Raw genomic sequence first — 17,983 nt, 5'->3', positions numbered from 1 at the left:
ACCGGGCCGTCAGCCCCGGTAGATGGCCTCGATCTCGTCCGCGTAGTCCTTCGCCACCACGTTGCGCTTGAGCTTCAGGGACGGCGTGAGGTGGCCCGACTCCTCCGAGAACTGGGAGGACAGAATGCGGAACTTCCGCACCGATTCCGCCTTCGACACCGCGGCGTTGCCGTCGTCGACCGCGTCCTGGATCGCAGCGATCAGATCCGGGTCCTCGCGCAGCGACGCCGCGGTGGAACCCGCCGGCTTGCCGTGCTCATCGGCCCAGCGGCCCAGGAACTCCTCGTCGATGGTGACCAGCGCGCCGATGAACGGGCGCCCGTCGCCGACCACCATGCACTCCGCGACCAGCGCGTGCGCGCGGATGCGGTCCTCGATCACGGCCGGGGCGACGTTCTTGCCGCCCGCGGTGACGATGATCTCCTTCTTGCGGCCGGTGATACGGAGGTAGCCGTCCTCGTCGAGGGTGCCGATGTCACCCGTGTGGAACCAGCCGTCCGCGAGCGCCTCGGCGGTCGCGGCCTCGTTGTTCCAGTACTCCTTGAACAGATGCTCGCCGTGCAGCAGCACCTCGCCGTCATCGGCGATGCGGATCACGGAGCCGGGCAGCGGCTGGCCGACCGTACCGATCTTCGTACGGTCCCAGGGGTTGAAGGCGGTGGCCGCGCAGGACTCCGTCAGGCCGTAGCCCTCCAGGACCGTGAAGCCGATGCCGCGGAAGAAGTGGCCCAGACGCTCGCCGAGCGGGGCGCCGCCGGAGATCGCGTACTCACCACGACCGCCCAGCACCGCGCGCAGCTTGCTGTAGACGAGCTTGTCGAACGTCTTGTACTTGATCTTCAGGCCGAGCGACGGCCCGGAGGGCGTGTCCAGGGCGCGGCTGTAGGCGATCGCCGTGTCCGCCGCCTTGTCGAAGATCTTGCCCTTGCCGTCCGCCTGCGCCTTGGCGCGCGCCGAGTTGTAGACCTTCTCGAAGACACGCGGCACACCGAGGATCAGCGTCGGCCGGAACGCGGCCAGCTCGTCGGTGAGGTTCTTGATGTCCGGGACGCAGCCCAGCTTGATCGGCGCCATCATCGGCGCGACCTGCACCAGACGTCCGAAGACGTGCGCGAGCGGCAGGAAGAGGAGGACGGAGCACTCGCCCGTACGGAACAGGGGGCGCAGCCGCTCCACGATGTTGCCGCACTCCGCGAAGAAGGCGCGGTGGGTGAGGACGCAGCCCTTGGGGCGGCCGGTCGTACCGCTCGTGTAGACGATGGTCGCCGGGTCGTCCGCCTTGGCGAGCGAGCTGCGCTCCTCGACGGTGGCGTCGCTGACGTCCCGGCCCGCGCGCCCCAGTTCCTCCACCCCGCCGGCCTCGATCTGCCAGACGTGCTTGAGGGCGGGCAGCCGGTCGCGCACCGACTCCACGCAGGCCGCGTGCGTGTCCAGCTCCACGATGCAGGCGCTCGCGCCCGAGTCGCCGAGTATCCACTGCACCTGCTCGGCCGAGCTGGTCTCGTACACCGGCACGGTGATCGCGCCCGCGCTCCAGATCGCGAAGTCGAGCAGCGTCCACTCGTAGCGGGTACGGGACATCAGGGCGACCCGGTCGCCGGGCTGTACGCCCGAGGCGATCAGGCCCTTGGCCGCGGACCGCACCTCGGCGAGGAAGGTGGTGGCGGTGACGTCCGTCCACGTGCCGCCCACCTTGCGGGCGATGACGGCGACGTCGGGATGCTGCGCGGCGTTTCTGCGGACGATGTCGGTCAGATTTCCGTCCGCAGGGACCTCGTACAAAGCCGGAAGGCTGAACTCGCGCAAGACTGCTGCTCCTCATAGGGCGCCGACGCCACGACGGTGTGTGATGCGACGGAGCGGTCCAAGGCTCGGGCAGGTACCCAGGAACATCATTGTTGAAATCCTGAGTACGACTGGACTGCCCGGACGTTACCCACCGGTACGGCTTTTTCGATAGGGGGTCCTGCCGAGATGTTCCCTGCGTCACACACGGTGGCGCGTCGCACCCGATGGCGTTCCTTCACGCACAGTAGTCCACGCTCTTCTTGCCATGCCAGTAACCGCAGGTCCGACCGCCTCTATTCACGTTTGCCCCACACGCCTACGCTTGATCGTCATGGCACCCACACCAGGCGGTAACCGCAGAACGCGCATTCATGTGGTCAGTGACGTGCACGGCAACGCGCGCGACCTGGCCCGGGCCGGCGACGGCGCGGACGCTCTGCTGTGCCTCGGCGACCTGGTGCTCTTCCTCGACTACGCCGACCACGCGCGCGGCATCTTCCCCGACCTCTTCGGCACCGAGAACGCCGACCGGATCGTCGAGCTGCGCACCGCACGCCGCTTCGCCGAGGCGCGGGAGTTCGGGCGGCGGCTGTGGGACGAGATCGGGATGGACCATTCCGTGGCCATCGAGAAGGCGGTGCGCAAGCAGTACGCCGAGCTGTTCGCCGCGTTCCCGACACCGACGTACGCGACCTACGGCAATGTCGACATGCCCCCGTTGTGGGCGGAGTACGCCGGATCCGGCACGACGGTCCTCGACGGTGAGCGGGTGGAGATCGGCGGCCGGGTCTTCGGCTTCGTCGGCGGGGGGCTGCGCAGCCCCATGCGGACGCCCTACGAGATCGACGACGAGGAGTACGCGGCGAAGATCGAGGCGGTCGGCGAGGTCGACGTGCTGTGCACGCACATCCCGCCGGACGTACCGGAACTGGTCTACGACACGGTGGCGCGCCGCTTCGAACGCGGCTCCCGTGCCCTCCTGGACGCGATCCGCCGCATCCGTCCCCGTTACTCCCTCTTCGGCCATGTCCACCAGCCGCTCGCGCGGCGGATGCGGATCGGGACGACCGAGTGCGTGAACGTCGGACATTTCGCGGCGTCGGGCCGCCCGTGGGTCCTGGAGTGGTGAACACCAGGTGGGGTGGCGATGGTTCGGCGGGCGCGCGGTAGCCTTCACGCTGCACACACGTGCGTACCAAACCCCTCACCGGACCGCATCTGGAGGAGCCACCGCGATGGCGGAACACACCAGCTCGAGCATCACGATCGAGGCGGCACCGGCTGATGTCATGGCGGTCATCGCCGACTTCGCCCGCTACCCGGACTGGACGGGAGAGGTGAAGGAGGCGGAGGTACTCGCCACGGACGGGCAGGGCCGCGCCGAGCAGGTGCGCCTCGTCATGGACGCCGGTGCGATCAAGGACGACCAGACCCTGGGGTACACCTGGACCGGCGACCACGAGGTCTCCTGGACCCTGGTCAAGTCCCAGATGCTCCGCTCCCTGGACGGCTCGTACATCCTCAAGCCCGCGGGCGCCGGCGCCACCGAGGTGACCTACCGGCTCACGGTCGACGTCAAGATCCCCATGCTGGGCATGATCAAGCGCAAGGCCGAGAAGGTCATCATCGACCGGGCGCTGGCGGGTCTGAAGAAGCGAGTGGAGTCGGGCGAGGCGGGCTGATCCCGCTCCGCCCCGCCCCGGGGAGCCCCCAGGTCGAGGAGGGGACGGGGCAGGGGCGGCGGGGGCACTCGACGCAGGTAGCGTTCATGCAATGCGCACCATCCTGATCACAGGCCAGGGCGGCACGGGCCGTACGACGGTCGCGGCGGCCACCGCGCTGAAGGCCGCCCGCGAGGGCACCCGCACCCTCCTGCTCACCGCCGACCGCACCGACACCCTCGGTGCCGTCCTCGGCGTACCCACCGGCGCGGAACCCACCGGCACCGCGCCCCGCCTCACGGCCTGGCGCCCCGACGCGAACGCCCGCTTCCGTGAGGACCTCACCGCCTTCCAGGACCGCGCGACCACCGCCCTGGACCTGCTCGGCGCCGCCCGCCTGGACGCCGAGGAACTCACCCCCCTGCCCGGCGCCGAGGAACTCGCCCTGCTGCGCGCCCTGCGCGACGCGGCGACCTCGCAGACGTACGACCTGCTGGTCGTGGACCTCCCGCCGACCCCACAGGCCCTCGCCCTCCTCGCCCTCCCGGAGGAGCTGCGCCGCTACCTGCGTCGGCTGCTCCCGCCGGAGCGCCAGGCGGCCCGCGCCCTGCGCCCCGTCCTCGGTCGCCTCGCGGGTGTCCCGATGCCCGCCGAGTGGCTGTACGAGACGGCGGCACGCTGGGACATCGAGCTGGCCGCCGTCGCGGCGGTCGTCGAGGACCGCGCCACGACCGTACGGCTGGTCGCCGAGCCGGGCCCGGCCGGCACCGACGCCGTACACGCCGCCACCACCGCCCTCGCCCTGCACGGGCTGCGCGTCGACGCGCTGGTCGCGAACCGGGTACTGCCGGCCGCCAGCGCGGACGCCTGGCTGGGCGCCCTCGCCGCCCAGCAGCGCAAGGCGCTGGACGAGTGGCAGGAGACGTACACCGTCCACGAGGTCCCGCACCTCGGCCGCGACCCGCGCGGCACCGACGACCTCGGCGCGCTCCCCGTGCCCGGCGTCAACCGGACGCCGACCCCGGTCGAGTGGCCCGTTCTCGACCACCTCGCCGAAGACGGCGTCCTCGTATGGCACATCCCGCTGCCCGGCGCGATACGCGAGGAACTGGACCTGATCCGCCGGGGCGACGAACTCGTCGTCACCGTGGGCCAGTTCCGCAGGATCGTGCCGCTGCCGTCCGCGCTGCGCCGCTGCACCGTGGCCGGCGCCGCCCTGCGCGAGGGGGAACTCAGGGTGCGTTTCGCGCCGGACCCGGATCTGTGGCCCCGGACACGGTGAACGGCGTACCCCCGTTCGGGTACCGTCGAAAGGAAGAACCATAGGCAGGAGTCCGCCATGAGCGAAGAGCGCCCCACGTCCGACGCCGCTCAGGAGGCGAACGACGAAGCGCGCGCGAGCGACGCCGACGCCTGGGCGAAGGCGTGCGCCGAGGACCTCGCGGCGGAGAAGGCCCGCCGCCGCGCCCAGTACGGTCCGCCGCCCGGCTCGGCCGCGGAGGAACTGCGCAAGCTGGTCGACGCCGTCGCCGACAAGCTGTCCGGACTGAACTCGCCGCTGTTCGGCGTGGTCGCCTCCGGCACCGCCCAGCAGATGGTCAACCAGGTCGTACAGCAGGCCAAGGCCGCCGTCGAACCGGTCATAGAGCGCAACCCCGATGTTTTCGATCACCTCGCGGCCGCGGGCAGCGAGCTGCTCGCCGCCTACCGCTCGGCCGTCGAGGCCCAGGAACGACGCTGGACCACCCGGGAGCGTGGCCCCCGTGACGAGGGGACCGGTCCGGGGGAGCGGATTGACTTGGACTAAAGGCTGCTCGGGTACGGTTGGCCGTAGCGGGGCTCGACCGAAACTGAGGGATTCATGGGACTCACCATCGGCGTCGATATCGGCGGCACGAAGATCGCGGCCGGTGTGGTCGACGAGGAAGGCAACATCCTCTCGACGCACAAGGTGCCGACCCCCACCACGCCGCAGGCCATCGTGGACGCCATCGCCGCCGCGGTGGAGGGCGCGCGCGCAGGTCACGACATCGTCGGCGTGGGTATCGGTGCCGCCGGATACGTGAACCGCCAGCGCTCGACCGTGTACTTCGCGCCCAACATCGACTGGCGGCAGGAGCCGCTCAAGGCCGAGGTCGAGGCACGCGTGGGGCTGCCCGTCGTCGTCGAGAACGACGCGAACGCGGCGGCGTGGGGCGAGTACAAGTTCGGCGCGGGCAAGGGCCACCGGAACGTCATCTGCATCACCCTGGGTACGGGCCTGGGCGGCGGCATCATCATCGGCAACAAGCTGCGCCGCGGGCACTTCGGTGTGGCCGCCGAGTTCGGCCACATCCGCATGGTGCCGGACGGTCTGCTGTGCGGCTGCGGCTCGCAGGGCTGCTGGGAGCAGTACGCCTCCGGGCGCGCGCTCGTCCGCTACGCCAAGCAGCGGGCCAACGCCACCCCCGAGAACGCGGAGATCCTGCTCGCGCTGGGCAACGGCACCCCCGACGGCATCGAGGGCAAGCACATCTCGGTGGCCGCACGCCAGGGCGACCCGGTGGCGGTGGACTCCTACCGCGAGCTGGCCCGCTGGGCCGGCGCCGGCCTCGCCGACCTGGCCTCGCTCTTCGACCCCTCCGCCTTCATCGTGGGCGGCGGCCTCTCGGACGAGGGCGAGCTGGTGCTCGACCCCATCCGCAAGTCGTACAAGCGCTGGCTGGTGGGCGGCAACTGGCGCCCGGTGGCCGAGGTGATCGCCGCCCAGCTCGGCAACGAGGCGGGCCTGGTGGGCGCGGCGGACCTGGCCAGGGAGCCCGACCCGATCATGTAACACCGCGTGTCCTGTTCGTACGACATCGCCCGCCGCGCCCCTCAGGGGGACGGCGGGCGATGTCGTACCGAATCCCTCTGGGCGGGGGCGCGGATGGCGCCCCTCAGGGGCGCGGGGAACTGCGTGACCAGCCCCCACCGTCCCGCGGCCGACAAACCACCGCAGCGTTCCGGCTCCCCCGAGCGGCGCATCCACGTATGTTGATCCACATGGCGACGACCCCGCTGCCCCGCTCCCACACCGAATCCGACGGCTCCGCCGTCATCCGCGTCCTCAGCTACAACATCCGCTCGATGCGCGACGACACCACCGCCCTGGCCCGCGTCATCCACGCCTGCGCCCCCGACCTGGTCCTCGTCCAGGAAGCCCCCCGCTTCTTCCGCTGGCGCAAGAAGCTGGCCCGGCTCGCGGCCGCGTCCGGGCAGACGATCCTGTCCGGCGGCGCGACCGCCGCGGGCCCCGCGCTCCTGTGCTCGATGCGGGCCACCGTCGAACGCACCGAGGACGTCCTGCTGCCCCTCACCCCCGGCCTGCACCGCCGCGGCCTCGCCACCGCCGTCGTGCGCTTCGGCGGCGCCCGGCTCGGCGTGGTGAGCTGCCATCTCTCGCTCCAGAAGGACGAGCGCTACACGCAGAGCGGCCTGCTTCTCGACCGCCTCGCAGCTCTCGGCACCCCGCACGCCCTCGTCGGCGGCGACCTGAACGAACGCCCCGACGGCCCCACCTTCACCCGCCTCGCCGACGGCCTCCAGGACTGCTGGGCCACCGCGCCCTGGGGCATGGAATACACCTCGACGCCCACCGACCCCCACCAGCGCATCGACGCGATCTTCGCCACCCGCGGCATCGAGATCCTCGGCTGCGGGGTCCCGTACGGCCATCCCGGAGTCACGGAGACAGACCTGAGGGCGGCCACGGACCATCTGCCCGTGCTGGCCGCCCTCAGAGTTCCCGCCGCGTAACCGGCCGCGTCAGACCACCGCGCCCCGCCCGGGATCGTCCTCGTCCTCGTCGTCGGGCTTCATACGCGCCACGAGGGTGGCGAAGCCGCCCAGGAAGCCGCCGATGCCGACCGTGGCGAGCCACCACGTCATGTCCCAGCCGAGCAGGATGGCCAGCAGGAGCACGATCGGGCCGCCGACGACGGCGAGCCAGGCGAACTTGGCCGTGGTGTCCGCGGTGGGCAGCGGGGGCGGCTCCGGGGGGACGAAATGGCCCTCGTCGTCCCCGTCGAAGTCGTCCTCGGAGGGCTCGGGCGTCTGGTAGTCGCGCGGACCGCCGACGCCGGGCGCGAAGGAGACGGAGCCGCCGAGGGGCTTCGCAGCGGCGGGCGGCTCCCCGGCCTCGTCGCCGGCCCCGTCCTTCTCGCTTGTCCCGACGGTGCCGACGGTCCCGACGGTCCCGCCGGTCCCGTTCTTCTTGCCCTTCTCGGGCCTCTCGGATGCGTCCTCGCCACCCGGGGCGTCGTTCGTCACCGGGTCGAGGAGCGCCAGGTCCTCGATCGACTTGAACGGCTTCGCGCCGGGCGGATCCGGCGGTTCCTCGCCGTACCCCGCCACGATCGCCTGCCACGCGGCGTCCTCGTCGAACGGCACCCCCTGCTCGTCACCGAGAGGCTCGCCGACGGGTACGCCCTTCTCGTCGGGCTCGCCGCGCTCCGCGTCGTGCTCAGCCACCAGTGGCCGTCCCTTCCTGCTGACCCACCTGACCCGTGTCGGACCGCTTGCCGACACCGGGCGCGAGCCGGGCGATGAACGCGTAGCTCTCCTCGAAGATCCGGTCCGCGTCATGGTCCAACGTCGCCACGTGGTAGCTCTGTTCCAGCAGGATCTCCGTCACGTCGGTGGACGACACCCGGCTCAGGATCCGGGCCGAGTCGACGGGCGGCACCACATGGTCCTGAGGGCTGTGCAGCAGCAGCATCGGCTGGGTGACCTGGGGCAGTTCACCGTCGACCATCCGGTAGAAGTTCCGCATGGAGTGGGCGGCGTGCAGGGGTACCCGGTCGTATCCCACCTCCGAGACGCCCTCCTTGGCGATGTCGCTGGTGATGCCGCTCACCGTCCGGACGAGGTGGCGGAGCACCGGGAGGGCGTGGGCCGCCGCCCCGTGCACCTTGTTCGCCGGATTGACGACGACGATGCCGCTCACCTCGTCCCCGTGCTTCGCGGCGAGCCGCAGGGTCAGCGCGGCGCCCATGGACAGGCCGAAGACGAACACCTGGGCGCAGCGCTCCCGCAGCGCACGCAGCTCGCGGTCCACCTCCGCGTACCAGTCCTGCCAGCCCGTGAGCTGCATGTCCTCCCAGCGCGTGCCGTGCCCGGGCAGCAGGGGCAGCGCGACGGTCAGACCGCGCTCGGCGAGATACTCCGCCCAGGGGCGCAGCGACTGCGGGGAACCGGTGAAGCCGTGACAGAGAAGGACACCGACCTCTCCGCCCTCGTGGCGGAACGGCTCGGCTCCAGGAAGGACCGGCACCTTCGGTCTCCTGTTCATCAGACGGGCGGAATGCGAGGCGTACTTCACCGTACGCGACGGCACTGACACCGACCAGGGTCGTCGAGGCCTTTGACAGTGCCCCGGGATAAGGTCTGACCGACGACACAGGAGGCATTCGGTTGATCTACGGCGCCATGAAGTTTTCCATCGGAGGGCCGCTGAAGCTTGCCTTCAGGCCCTGGGTGGAAGGCCTCGAGAACATTCCCGCCGAGGGCCCCGCCATCCTGGCAAGCAATCATCTGTCGTTCTCGGACTCGTTCTTCCTGCCCGCGGTCCTCGACCGCAAGGTGACTTTCATCGCGAAGGCCGAGTACTTCACGACGCCCGGCGTCAAGGGCCGGATGACCGCCGCCTTCTTCAAGGGCGTCGGCCAGCTCCCGGTGGACCGCTCCGGCGCGCGCGGCGCGGGCGAGGCGGCCGTCAAGAGCGGCATCGATGTCATCGAGCGCGGTGAGCTGTTCGGCATCTACCCGGAGGGCACGCGCTCGCCCGACGGGCGGCTGTACCGCGGCAAGCCGGGCGGCCTCGCGCGCGTGGCGCTCGCGACCGGCGCCCCGGTCATCCCGGTCGCCATGATCGACACCGAGAAGATCCAGCCGCCGGGCAAGGTGATGCCCAAGCTGATGCGCCCGGGCATCCGCATCGGCAAGCCGCTCGACTTCACCCGCTACAACGGCATGGAGCACGACCGCTTCGTGCTGCGCGCGGTGACCGACGAGGTCATGTACGAGATCATGAAGCTCTCCGGCCAGGAGTACGTCGACATCTACGCGACGGCCGCCAAGCGGCAGATCGCGGACGCGGCGAAGGCCGAGAAGCAGGCGCTCAAGGAAGCCGAACAGGCGCAGAAGGAGGCCGCGAAGGCGGCCGAAGCCGGAACCGAAGAAGGACGGGCCGGCACCTAGACGCTTGCGTCGGGGGACGGTGGGGGTGGGGGACATGGCCAAGCGCGAGAGAGTCATGAGGATGTCGGTCGAGCAGCCGCTGTGGCGTGCGCTCACCGCCTACCGCGTGCTGACGATGCTGTACGCGATCGGGCTCTTCGCCACCGCGTTCCGCAAGTTCGCCCATCCCTGGGTGGCCATCGGGTACTACGCGGTCCTCTTCGTCTGGACGCTCGCCACCCTGCCCAGGGTGGCGAACGCGGCGAGCTGTACCAAGCGCTTCCTCGCCGTCGACCTGACCGTCGCACTCACCGGCATCATGCTCACGCCCGTCGCGGACACCCACCACCGCGTGGTGACCGGCGGCCCCACCCTCCCGTCGATATGGACCGCGGGCTCCGTCCTTGCCTTCGCCATCAAGGGCGGCTGGCGCTGGGCGGCGTTCGCCTCGACGCTCGTGGCGGCCGCCAACCTCGTCGAGCGCGGCGCCCCCACCCGCGACACGGTCCACAACGTGATCCTGGTCTGGGTCGCCTCCATCGCCATCGGCTACGTCGTCGAGGTCGCCCGCGCCTCCGAGCTCACCCTCGCCCGCGCACTGGAGATCGAGGCCGCGACCCGCGAGCGCGAGCGCCTCGCCCGTGACATCCACGACGGTGTCCTCCAGGTCCTCGCCATGGTGCAGCGCCGGGCCTCCGCGCTCGGCGGCGAGGCCGCGGAGCTCGGCCGGATGGCGGGCGAGCAGGAGGTCGCGCTGCGCACCCTGGTCTCGGGCGGCCTGGTGCCCGTCTCGCGGGTGTCCGAGGACGCCGCGCTCGGCGCGGTCGTACGGGCCGTCGAGGAACCGGACGACGACCAGGACTCCCGGGGCCCTGTCGACCTGCGCGCCCTGCTCGCCCCGTACGCGAGCGCGCGCGTGACCTTCTCCGAGCCCGGCGCCCCGGTGCCTCTCCCCCCGGCCGCCGCCCGGGAGTTGGCCGCCGCTGTCGGTGCCGCCCTGGACAATGTCCGGGGGCACGTCGGCGAGGACGCCCGGGCCTGGATCCTCGTCGAGGACGAGCCGGACGAGGTGATCGTGACCGTACGCGACGAGGGCCCGGGCATCCCGGCGGGGCGGCTCGCCCAGGCCGAGGGGGAGGGGCGGCTCGGTGTGGCCCTGTCGATCCGGGGCCGGCTGCGCGACCTCGGCGGCGCGGCCGAACTGGTCTCGGTGCCCGGCCAGGGCACGGAGGTCGAGCTGAAGGTACCGAAGGTTTCCAGGGTTTCACGGGGGAAGGCGGAGCAGCGATGACGGAGGTCACCGACGTGGTGGGGCAGGGTCCGATCAAGGTCATGGTGGTGGACGACCACCCCATGTGGCGCGACGCGGTCGCCCGCGACCTGGATGCGTCCGGTTTCGCCGTGGTCGCCACCGCGGGCGACGGCGAGCAGGCGGTGCGCCGTGCCCGGGCCGCCGCGCCCGACGTCCTGGTGCTCGACCTGAACCTGCCCGCCAAGCCCGGCGTCCAGGTCTGCAAGGAACTGGTCGGCAGCAACCCGGCGCTGCGCGTCCTCGTCCTGTCGGCCAGCGGCGAGCACGCGGACGTCCTGGAGGCGGTGAAGTCCGGCGCCACCGGCTATCTGCTGAAGTCGGCGTCCACGGAGGAGCTGATCGACGCCGTGCGCCGTACGGCCGTCGGTGACCCGGTGTTCACGCCGGGCCTCGCGGGCCTGGTCCTCGGCGAGTACCGCCGGCTGGCCTCCGAGCCCGCCCCCGCCGCGGGCGCCGACGAGCCCAAGGCCCCGCAGCTCACCGACCGCGAGACCGAGGTGTTGCGCCTGGTCGCCAAGGGCCTGAGCTACAAGCAGATCGCCGAGCGCCTGGTCATCTCCCACCGCACGGTCCAGAACCATGTGCAGAACACCCTGGGCAAGCTCCAACTCCACAACCGGGTCGAGCTGGTGCGCTATGCCATAGAGCGCGGTCTCGACGAGGCGTAGACCCCGACGAGTGGGCGGCGTAAACCCTGGTTGACCCACCATCGAGTGAAGGCGAGTGATCAACACCCGCACAATTCACCGGAATTGCCCTTCCGCCCCATGCCGAAGTGACCTGGATCACTATTAGCGTGAGTCCCCTCAGGCAATCGCGGCGAAGGGACTTTTCCATGCGGGTCGGAGTACTGACCGGAGGCGGCGACTGCCCCGGACTCAACGCCGTCATCCGGGGCATCGTCCGCAAGGGCGTACAGGAGTACGGATACGACTTCGTCGGCTTCCGGGACGGCTGGCGCGGACCTCTCGAGAACGACACCGTCCGGCTGGACATCCCCGCCGTGCGCGGCATCCTGCCGCGCGGTGGCACCATCCTCGGCTCCTCGCGGACGAACCCGCTCAAGCAGGAGAACGGCATCCGCCGCATCAAGGAGAACCTCGCCAAGCAGGAGGTCGAGGCACTCATCGCGATCGGCGGCGAGGACACGCTCGGCGTCGCCGCGCGCCTCACCGACGAGTACGGCGTGCCCGTCGTCGGCGTACCGAAGACCATCGACAACGACCTGTCCGCCACCGACTACACCTTCGGCTTCGACACCGCCGTCGGCATCGCCACCGAGGCGATCGACCGCCTGCACACCACCGCTGAGTCGCACATGCGCGTCCTCGTCTGCGAGGTGATGGGCCGTCACGCGGGCTGGATCGCCATCCACTCGGGCCTGGCCGGCGGCGCCAACGTCATCCTCATCCCCGAGCAGCGCTTCGACGTCGACCAGGTGTGCGCCTATGTGACCTCGCGGTTCAAGGCCTCGTACGCGCCGATCGTGGTCGTCGCCGAGGGCGCGATGCCCAAGGACGGCCAGATGGTCCTGAAGGACGAGTCCCTCGACTCCTTCGGCCATGTGCGCCTCTCCGGGGTCGGCGAGTGGCTGGCCAAGGAGATCGAGAAGCGCACCGGCAAGGAGGCCCGCACCACGGTCCTCGGGCACATCCAGCGCGGCGGCACCCCCAGTGCCTTCGACCGCTGGCTCGCCACCCGCTTCGGACTGCACGCCATCGAGGCCGTCCGTGACGGCGACTTCGGCAAGATGGTCGCCCTGCGCGGCACGGACATCGTCCGGGTCCCGATCGCGGAGGCCACGGCCAAGCTGAAGACGGTCGAGCCGAAGCTGTACGAGGAGGTCGGGGTCTTCTTCGGCTGACGCGCCCCCTCCCCGCGATCCCGTCGGCCGCACGGGCCACCCGACACCCGTGCGGCCGGCGTCCTCGGCTGCCACGACTACACGGAGGGCCGCCGCTCCGAGGGCGTGCCGGCGCCCCGCAGCCGACCGACCAGCTCCCGCACGACGGCCGTCCCGTTCAGCGTCAGTACCGACTCCGGGTGGAACTGCACACCCGCGAACCCGGGCCCGCGCAGCGCGTGCACCTCACCGCTCTCGGTGCGGCTGACCTCGATGCCACGGGCCGACAGCCCGGCCGCCGTCTCCTCGTCGCAGTGCGCCACGAAGCTGTTGTAGAAACCGACGGTCTCGGGCCGCCCGAAGAGATCGATCTCCGTCTGCGCTCCCTGGTACGGGACCTCCTTGCGTACGATCCCCAGGCCCAGCTCCGCCGCGATCAGCTCGTGCCCGAGACAGACGCCGAGCACGCCGTGCCCGTGCCCCCCGATCACCTCGGCGGTCAGCTCCCGCAGGAACCGCATCCTGGGATCGTCCAGGTCCAAGGGGTCGCCCGGGCCGGGGCCCAGGACCAACGGCCCCTCGTGCGCCCGCACCGCCACCCGCAGCCCCGGCTCGTCGTAGCGCCGCACGGTCACCTCGAGTCCCGAGGACCGCAGCACATGCGCGAGCATCGCCGTGAAGGTGTCCTCGGCGTCCACGACCAGCGCATGGCCCTCCAGTTCACGCGCCTGCTCCTGCATCCGCAGCCAGAACGGCGCGAGCGAGGTCCGCCGCCCGTCCAGCGCCGCCCGCACCCGCGGATCGTCGGCCAGCCTCGGCCGTACGCCCTCCACGCGGGCCCCGGTCTCCACGACCCCCAGCGCCGCCAGCACCCCCGCGGCCTTCGCGTGCGTCTCGGCGACCTCGCCCGCAGGATCCGATCCCCGCACGAGGGTGGCGCCGACCGGCACCCGCAGCCGCCCGTCCGCGTCGATGTCGGCGGTCCGGATGAGGATGGGCGAATCGAGGGTCTGGGCACCGCCCGCGTCGCGGCCGATCAGGGCCAGCGCCCCCGCGTAGTAGCCCCGCCCGACGCCGTCCCGCCCGAGGGGCTCGTACCGCTCGATCACCCGGCACGCGTTCTGCACCGGCGACCCGGTGACGGTCGCCGCGAACATGGTCTCCTTCAGGACCTCGCGCACATCCAGCGAGGACCGGCCCCGCAGCTCGTACTCGGTGTGCGCGAGGTGGGCCATCTCCTTGAGCCGCGGACCGATCACCACGCCCCCCATGTCACCAACCGTGCACATCATCTTGAGCTCCTCGTCGACGACCATCGAGAGCTCCTCGATCTCCTTGCCGTCGGCGAGGAAGCCGAGCAGGTCGTCCGCGGAGGGCCCCTCGGCCGGATAGCGGTACGTGCCGCTGATCGGGTTCATCACGACGGTTCCGCCCGACATCCGCACGTGCACCTCGGGGCTCGCGCCCACCAGCGTGCGCCCACCCGTCTCCCGTCCCCGCCCTTCCAAGGAAGGCCCTTCGGACCCTTGCTCATTTCCGGTGTGCACGACGAACGTCCAGTACGCGCCCCGCTCGCCGACCAGCAGCCGCCGGAACAGGGCCAGCGCGTCGGCCCGCCCGAACCCCGGGATCGCGCCCTCGTACGTACGCCGGATCACGAAGTTCGCGCCCTCGCCGCGCCCGATCTCCTCCTCCAGTACGCGCCCGACGATCTCCGCGTACTCCTCGTCGGTGACGTCGAAGCCCCCGCCCGTGACACGCACCTCGTGCGCCGGCAGCTCAGCCAGCGCCCGCTCCAGCGGCAGGACGTGCGTCTCCTCGGGGGTCAGCACCGCGAGTGGCGTGCCGTCGTCGCGGACGTCGAAGCCGCGCTCCCTGATCTGGCGGAAGGGAACGAGCGCGAGTCCCTCGTCGGGGAGGTCGGCGAGGCGGTCGCAGGTGCTGACCGGTCCGAGCAGCAGCTCGACGGTGTCGTGGTCGTGACCGGGGGTGCGGCGCCGCAGCAGGGCGAACGGACGGGGATCGTCCAGCAGGTCGAGCAGGTGCATCGGTCCTGTTCCTTCTCTCGGATTCTCGGATTCTCGGTTTCCCGAAAACTCGGAGAGGAACGGCCCGTGTCCGCAAACACCGAAGGCCGCCCCTCGGGCGGCCTTCGCGAAGTCTTGCGTACGCGCAGTCAGTGGGCCGCCGGATGAGCGGTCCACCACCAGTTCTGGGTCGAGTGCGCGAACATGCGCCGCACCTTACCCGACGTCAGGGGGCGGGCAACAGCGTGAACCGTCCACGCCCTGCGTTCCTACCGCTCGGTCACCGGCCATGGATGGCATGGCCCAGGAAGCCCGACCGAGGAGACAGCCATGTACGCAGCCCGTTCACCCCGGCCCCGCCGGGGCGGCGTCCGAACCCTCACCGTGTGTGCCGCCGCAGCGGCCCTCGCCGCCGGCCCGCTCGGCACCGCACGCGCCGCCGGGACCGACGACACCGTCAAGGTCACCTACCGCGGCCACGAGTTCACCGTCCCCGCCTCCTGGTCGATCGTGGACCTGGAGAAACATCCGGACGTCTGTGTCCGCTTCGACCGGCACGCCGTGTACCTCGGCACGCCCGGCGACCAGCAGCGGTGTCCGGCGGGGGCGAGGGGACGTACCGAGGCGTTCCTGGTCCAGCCGTCCGCCGTCAAGGGCCGCACCGCCAGCGAGAACCGCACGGCCCGCACGTTCCGGGTCACCGCCGACCGGATCGCCGTGACCGCCGCGTACGCGGAGGACCGCACGAGGATCCAGGACATCCTGCGCGACGCCGGCCTGCCGGCCGCCGCCGCGGGAACTGACGCGACCGCGGGCGCGCCCGCCGAGGCGCCGCTGCCCGCAGACGCGACGTCCTTCCGCGGCGAGGGCTTCGACGCCTGCACCGCGCCGGGCCAGACGGCCATGGACGCCTGGCGGGACGACTCCGACTACCGGGCCGTCGGCGTCTACATCGGCGGGATCAACCGCGCCTGCGTCCAGAGCAGACTCACCGCCGCCTGGCTGCGGACGCAGTACGCCAACGGCTGGCGGTTCATCCCGCTCTACGTCGGCCGCCAGCCCACCTCCGGCGGGAGCAGCTGCGCAGGCGGCTGCGAGGCGATCACCGATCCCGTGCGGCAGGGCACCGAGGCCGCCGACGACGCGGTCCAGCAGGCGACCACGCTGGGCTTCCCCAAGAGCACGGTGATCTACAGCGACCTGGAGCACTACACACCCGGCTCCACCGTCACCAGCCTGGTGCTGTCCTACCTCGACGCCTACACCGAGCGCGTGCACGCACTGGGCTACCGCTCCGGCGTCTACGGCAACACCTCGTCCCTGGTCACCGACCTCGTGGCCAACAAGAGCCGCGTCACCCTGCCCGACGTGCTCCACTTCGCCCACTGGAACGGCGAGTCGACGACCACCGACTCGACGATCCCCGCGAACCTGTGGGCCGACCACCAGCGCATCCACCAGTACAAGGGCGACACGACCGAGACGCACGGCGGCGTGACGATCTCCATCGACCGCGACCGGCTCGACGTGGACTAGGCCCTGCCCGTTCCGGGCGGCCGCGGTGACCTGCCATGCGGCCGCCCGGAGCGCGTCCCGATCGAGCGCGGTTCGTCTCAATTGATGGGCATGGGGAGGGACGCCCGACACGACCCCGTAATGTTGTCAGGGTGACCGTGAACGCTAAGCCCAGCGCAAGCGCTGGCAACACCTGGCGAGACCTGCCCGCGGCGCAGCAGCCCGAGTACCCCGATGCCGAGGCTCTGCGCGATGTGATCGCGGACCTCGAGTCGTATCCGCCGCTCGTCTTCGCGGGCGAGTGCGACCAGCTGCGCGCCCGGATGGCGTCCGTCGCCAAGGGAGAGGCGTTCCTTCTCCAGGGTGGCGACTGCGCCGAGGCCTTCGACGCGGTGTCGGCCGACCACATCCGCAACAAGCTCAAGACCCTGCTCCAGATGGGCGCCGTGCTCACGTACGCCGCCTCCGTGCCGGTCGTGAAGGTCGGCCGCATCGCCGGCCAGTACTCCAAGCCGCGCTCCAAGGGGACCGAGACCCGCGACGGCGTGACCCTGCCGACGTACCGCGGTGACTCGGTCAACGGCTTCGACTTCGACGAGAAGGCCCGCATCCCGGATCCCGAGCGCCTGAAGCGGATGTACAACGCCTCCGCCTCCACGCTCAACCTGGTGCGCGCCTTCACCACCGGCGGCTACGCCGACCTGCGCCAGGTGCACGCCTGGAACCAGGACTTCGTGAAGTCCTCCCCGTCCGGGCAGCGCTATGAGCAGCTGGCGCGGGAGATCGACAACGCGATGAACTTCATGCGGGCCTGCGGGACCGACCCGGAGGAGTTCAAGACCGTCGAGTTCTACGCCTCCCACGAGGCGCTGCTCCTCGACTACGAGGCAGCGCTGACCAGGGTCGACTCGCGTACGGGCCAGCTGTACGACGTCTCGGGCCACATGGTGTGGATCGGTGAGCGCACCCGGCAGCTGGACGGCGCGCACATCGAGTTCGCCTCGCGGATCCGCAACCCGATCGGCATCAAGCTCGGCCCGACGACGACGGCCGAGGAGGCACTCCAGTACATCGACCGCCTCGACCCGGACCGCGAGCCCGGCCGGCTGACCTTCATCGTGCGGATGGGCGCCGACAAGGTCCGCGACAAGCTCCCCGAGCTGGTCGAGAAGGTCACGGCCTCGGGCGCGGTGGTGGCCTGGGTGACCGACCCGATGCACGGCAACACCTTCGAGGCGGCCTCCGGTCACAAGACCCGCCGCTTCGACGACGTGCTCGACGAGGTCAAGGGCTTCTTCGAGGTCCACAAGGGTCTGGGCACGCACCCGGGCGGCATCCACGTCGAGCTCACCGGTGACGACGTCACCGAGTGCGTGGGCGGCGGCGACGAGATCTTCGTCGACGACCTCCACCAGCGCTACGAGACGGCCTGCGACCCGCGTCTGAACCGCAGCCAGTCCCTCGACCTGGCCTTCCTGGTCGCGGAGATGTACAGGGACCAGTGACGGGTTCGCCTGTTACACCTGAGTGAAGTGGGGCGCGGATCACATACGATCCGCGCCCCCTCCCACTTTTGTGGTTCCTGAGTGATGGGTAAGGTTAGGTTAGCCTCACCGATTAACGGGATGGCACCAGACTT

The 17,983-nt window shown here is 70.9% G+C and carries 18 protein-coding genes and 1 pseudogene; 13 read left to right on the top strand and 6 right to left on the bottom strand.

Translation table 11 applies throughout. From position 1 onward, the window contains the following. Positions 1-9 precede the first annotated feature (9 nt). Positions 10-1,806, bottom strand: a complete 1,797-nt coding sequence (locus ACIRA5_RS04750) for an AMP-dependent synthetase/ligase (RefSeq protein WP_403687309.1) — start codon at positions 1,804-1,806, stop codon at positions 10-12. A 313-nt stretch (positions 1,807-2,119) separates the two neighbouring features. Here ACIRA5_RS04750 and ACIRA5_RS04745 point away from each other — a divergent pair, with 313 nt between their 5' ends. The 3 genes and pseudogenes from ACIRA5_RS04745 to ACIRA5_RS04735 all read left to right on the top strand — a co-directional run. Continuing rightward, a complete protein-coding gene (locus ACIRA5_RS04745) occupies positions 2,120-2,917 on the top strand; it encodes a metallophosphoesterase (protein WP_358543756.1) in 798 nt (265 codons plus the stop codon). Positions 2,918-3,023: 106 nt separating this feature from the next. Then, on the top strand, positions 3,024-3,470 hold the full coding sequence (locus ACIRA5_RS04740) for an SRPBCC family protein (protein ID WP_054231534.1): 447 nt from the start codon (positions 3,024-3,026) through the stop codon (positions 3,468-3,470). A gap of 91 nt (positions 3,471-3,561) precedes the next feature. Beyond that, positions 3,562-4,407 (top strand): annotated as a pseudogene (locus ACIRA5_RS04735) (ArsA family ATPase); the annotation flags it as partial. A 46-nt stretch (positions 4,408-4,453) separates the two neighbouring features. Here the strand turns inward: ACIRA5_RS04735 and ACIRA5_RS04730 are convergent. Continuing rightward, on the bottom strand, positions 4,454-4,522 hold the full coding sequence (locus ACIRA5_RS04730; protein ID WP_403688557.1) for a hypothetical protein: 69 nt from the start codon (positions 4,520-4,522) through the stop codon (positions 4,454-4,456). Positions 4,523-4,527: 5 nt separating this feature from the next. On the opposite strand from ACIRA5_RS04730, the gene ACIRA5_RS04725 reads away from it, so the two are divergent. The 4 genes from ACIRA5_RS04725 to ACIRA5_RS04710 all read left to right on the top strand — a co-directional run bounded on the left by ACIRA5_RS04725 (position 4,528) and on the right by ACIRA5_RS04710 (position 7,226). Further along, on the top strand, positions 4,528-4,731 hold the full coding sequence (locus ACIRA5_RS04725; protein WP_403688556.1) for a hypothetical protein: 204 nt from the start codon (positions 4,528-4,530) through the stop codon (positions 4,729-4,731). Between the two features lie 57 nt (positions 4,732-4,788). Beyond that, positions 4,789-5,256, top strand: coding sequence for a DUF5304 domain-containing protein (locus ACIRA5_RS04720; protein ID WP_351701081.1), 468 nt, complete (start codon positions 4,789-4,791; stop codon positions 5,254-5,256). 54 nt (positions 5,257-5,310) lie between these two features. Beyond that, the gene (locus ACIRA5_RS04715; protein ID WP_054231531.1) at positions 5,311-6,264 is read left to right on the top strand and encodes an ROK family glucokinase; all 954 of its coding nucleotides are present in this window, start codon (positions 5,311-5,313) and stop codon (positions 6,262-6,264) included. A gap of 209 nt (positions 6,265-6,473) precedes the next feature. After that, entirely contained in the window at positions 6,474-7,226 is a 753-nt protein-coding gene (locus ACIRA5_RS04710; protein WP_403687305.1) for an endonuclease/exonuclease/phosphatase family protein, read from the top strand. Between the two features lie 9 nt (positions 7,227-7,235). Here ACIRA5_RS04710 and ACIRA5_RS04705 read toward each other — a convergent pair whose 3' ends face one another. Together ACIRA5_RS04705 and ACIRA5_RS04700 are read right to left on the bottom strand one after the other, a co-directional pair. After that, entirely contained in the window at positions 7,236-7,940 is a 705-nt protein-coding gene (locus ACIRA5_RS04705; protein WP_403687304.1) for a hypothetical protein, read from the bottom strand. Further along, positions 7,933-8,742 carry an alpha/beta hydrolase gene (locus tag ACIRA5_RS04700; RefSeq protein ID WP_403687301.1) on the bottom strand — a complete coding sequence of 270 codons (810 nt, stop codon included), beginning with the start codon at positions 8,740-8,742 and terminating at the stop codon, positions 7,933-7,935. Before ACIRA5_RS04700 ends, ACIRA5_RS04705 begins: the two co-directional genes overlap by 8 nt. Before the next feature lie 155 nt (positions 8,743-8,897). Between ACIRA5_RS04700 and ACIRA5_RS04695 the strand changes: the two genes are divergently transcribed. The 4 genes from ACIRA5_RS04695 (at position 8,898) to ACIRA5_RS04680 (ending at position 12,823) form a co-directional block, all read left to right on the top strand. Continuing rightward, positions 8,898-9,668 carry a lysophospholipid acyltransferase family protein gene (locus ACIRA5_RS04695; RefSeq protein WP_403687300.1) on the top strand — a complete coding sequence of 257 codons (771 nt, stop codon included), beginning with the start codon at positions 8,898-8,900 and terminating at the stop codon, positions 9,666-9,668. Positions 9,669-9,702: 34 nt separating this feature from the next. Continuing rightward, on the top strand, positions 9,703-10,938 hold the full coding sequence (gene macS, locus ACIRA5_RS04690) for a MacS family sensor histidine kinase (protein WP_403687297.1): 1,236 nt from the start codon (positions 9,703-9,705) through the stop codon (positions 10,936-10,938). Positions 10,939-10,979: 41 nt separating this feature from the next. After that, a complete protein-coding gene (locus tag ACIRA5_RS04685; RefSeq protein ID WP_075026834.1) occupies positions 10,980-11,627 on the top strand; it encodes a response regulator transcription factor in 648 nt (215 codons plus the stop codon). Positions 11,628-11,794: 167 nt separating this feature from the next. Further along, a complete protein-coding gene (locus tag ACIRA5_RS04680) occupies positions 11,795-12,823 on the top strand; it encodes a 6-phosphofructokinase (RefSeq protein ID WP_403687294.1) in 1,029 nt (342 codons plus the stop codon). A gap of 77 nt (positions 12,824-12,900) precedes the next feature. Here ACIRA5_RS04680 and ACIRA5_RS04675 read toward each other — a convergent pair whose 3' ends face one another. Both ACIRA5_RS04675 and ACIRA5_RS04670 read right to left on the bottom strand, forming a co-directional pair. Next, the gene (locus tag ACIRA5_RS04675) at positions 12,901-14,850 is read right to left on the bottom strand and encodes an anthranilate synthase family protein (protein ID WP_403687291.1); all 1,950 of its coding nucleotides are present in this window, start codon (positions 14,848-14,850) and stop codon (positions 12,901-12,903) included. A gap of 128 nt (positions 14,851-14,978) precedes the next feature. Further along, complete coding sequence (locus ACIRA5_RS04670; RefSeq protein WP_071528813.1) at positions 14,979-15,035, bottom strand: trp operon leader peptide; 57 nt, start codon at positions 15,033-15,035, stop codon at positions 14,979-14,981. 124 nt (positions 15,036-15,159) lie between these two features. On the opposite strand from ACIRA5_RS04670, the gene ACIRA5_RS04665 reads away from it, so the two are divergent. Both ACIRA5_RS04665 and ACIRA5_RS04660 read left to right on the top strand, forming a co-directional pair. Next, positions 15,160-16,365: a glycoside hydrolase domain-containing protein gene (locus ACIRA5_RS04665; protein ID WP_403687288.1), complete on the top strand. Its 1,206-nt coding sequence runs from the start codon at positions 15,160-15,162 to the stop codon at positions 16,363-16,365. 131 nt (positions 16,366-16,496) lie between these two features. Next, positions 16,497-17,849 (top strand): class II 3-deoxy-7-phosphoheptulonate synthase, encoded by a 1,353-nt coding sequence (locus tag ACIRA5_RS04660; RefSeq protein ID WP_054231523.1) that lies wholly within the window; start codon positions 16,497-16,499, stop codon positions 17,847-17,849. Positions 17,850-17,983 lie beyond the last annotated feature (134 nt).

The sequence above is a fragment of the Streptomyces sp. NPDC096311 genome, assembly GCF_044763085.1.
Lineage (GTDB): Bacteria > Actinomycetota > Actinomycetes > Streptomycetales > Streptomycetaceae > Streptomyces.
Note: the sequence above shows the minus strand (reverse complement) of the source record. Positions and strands in the feature narration are given on the sequence as shown.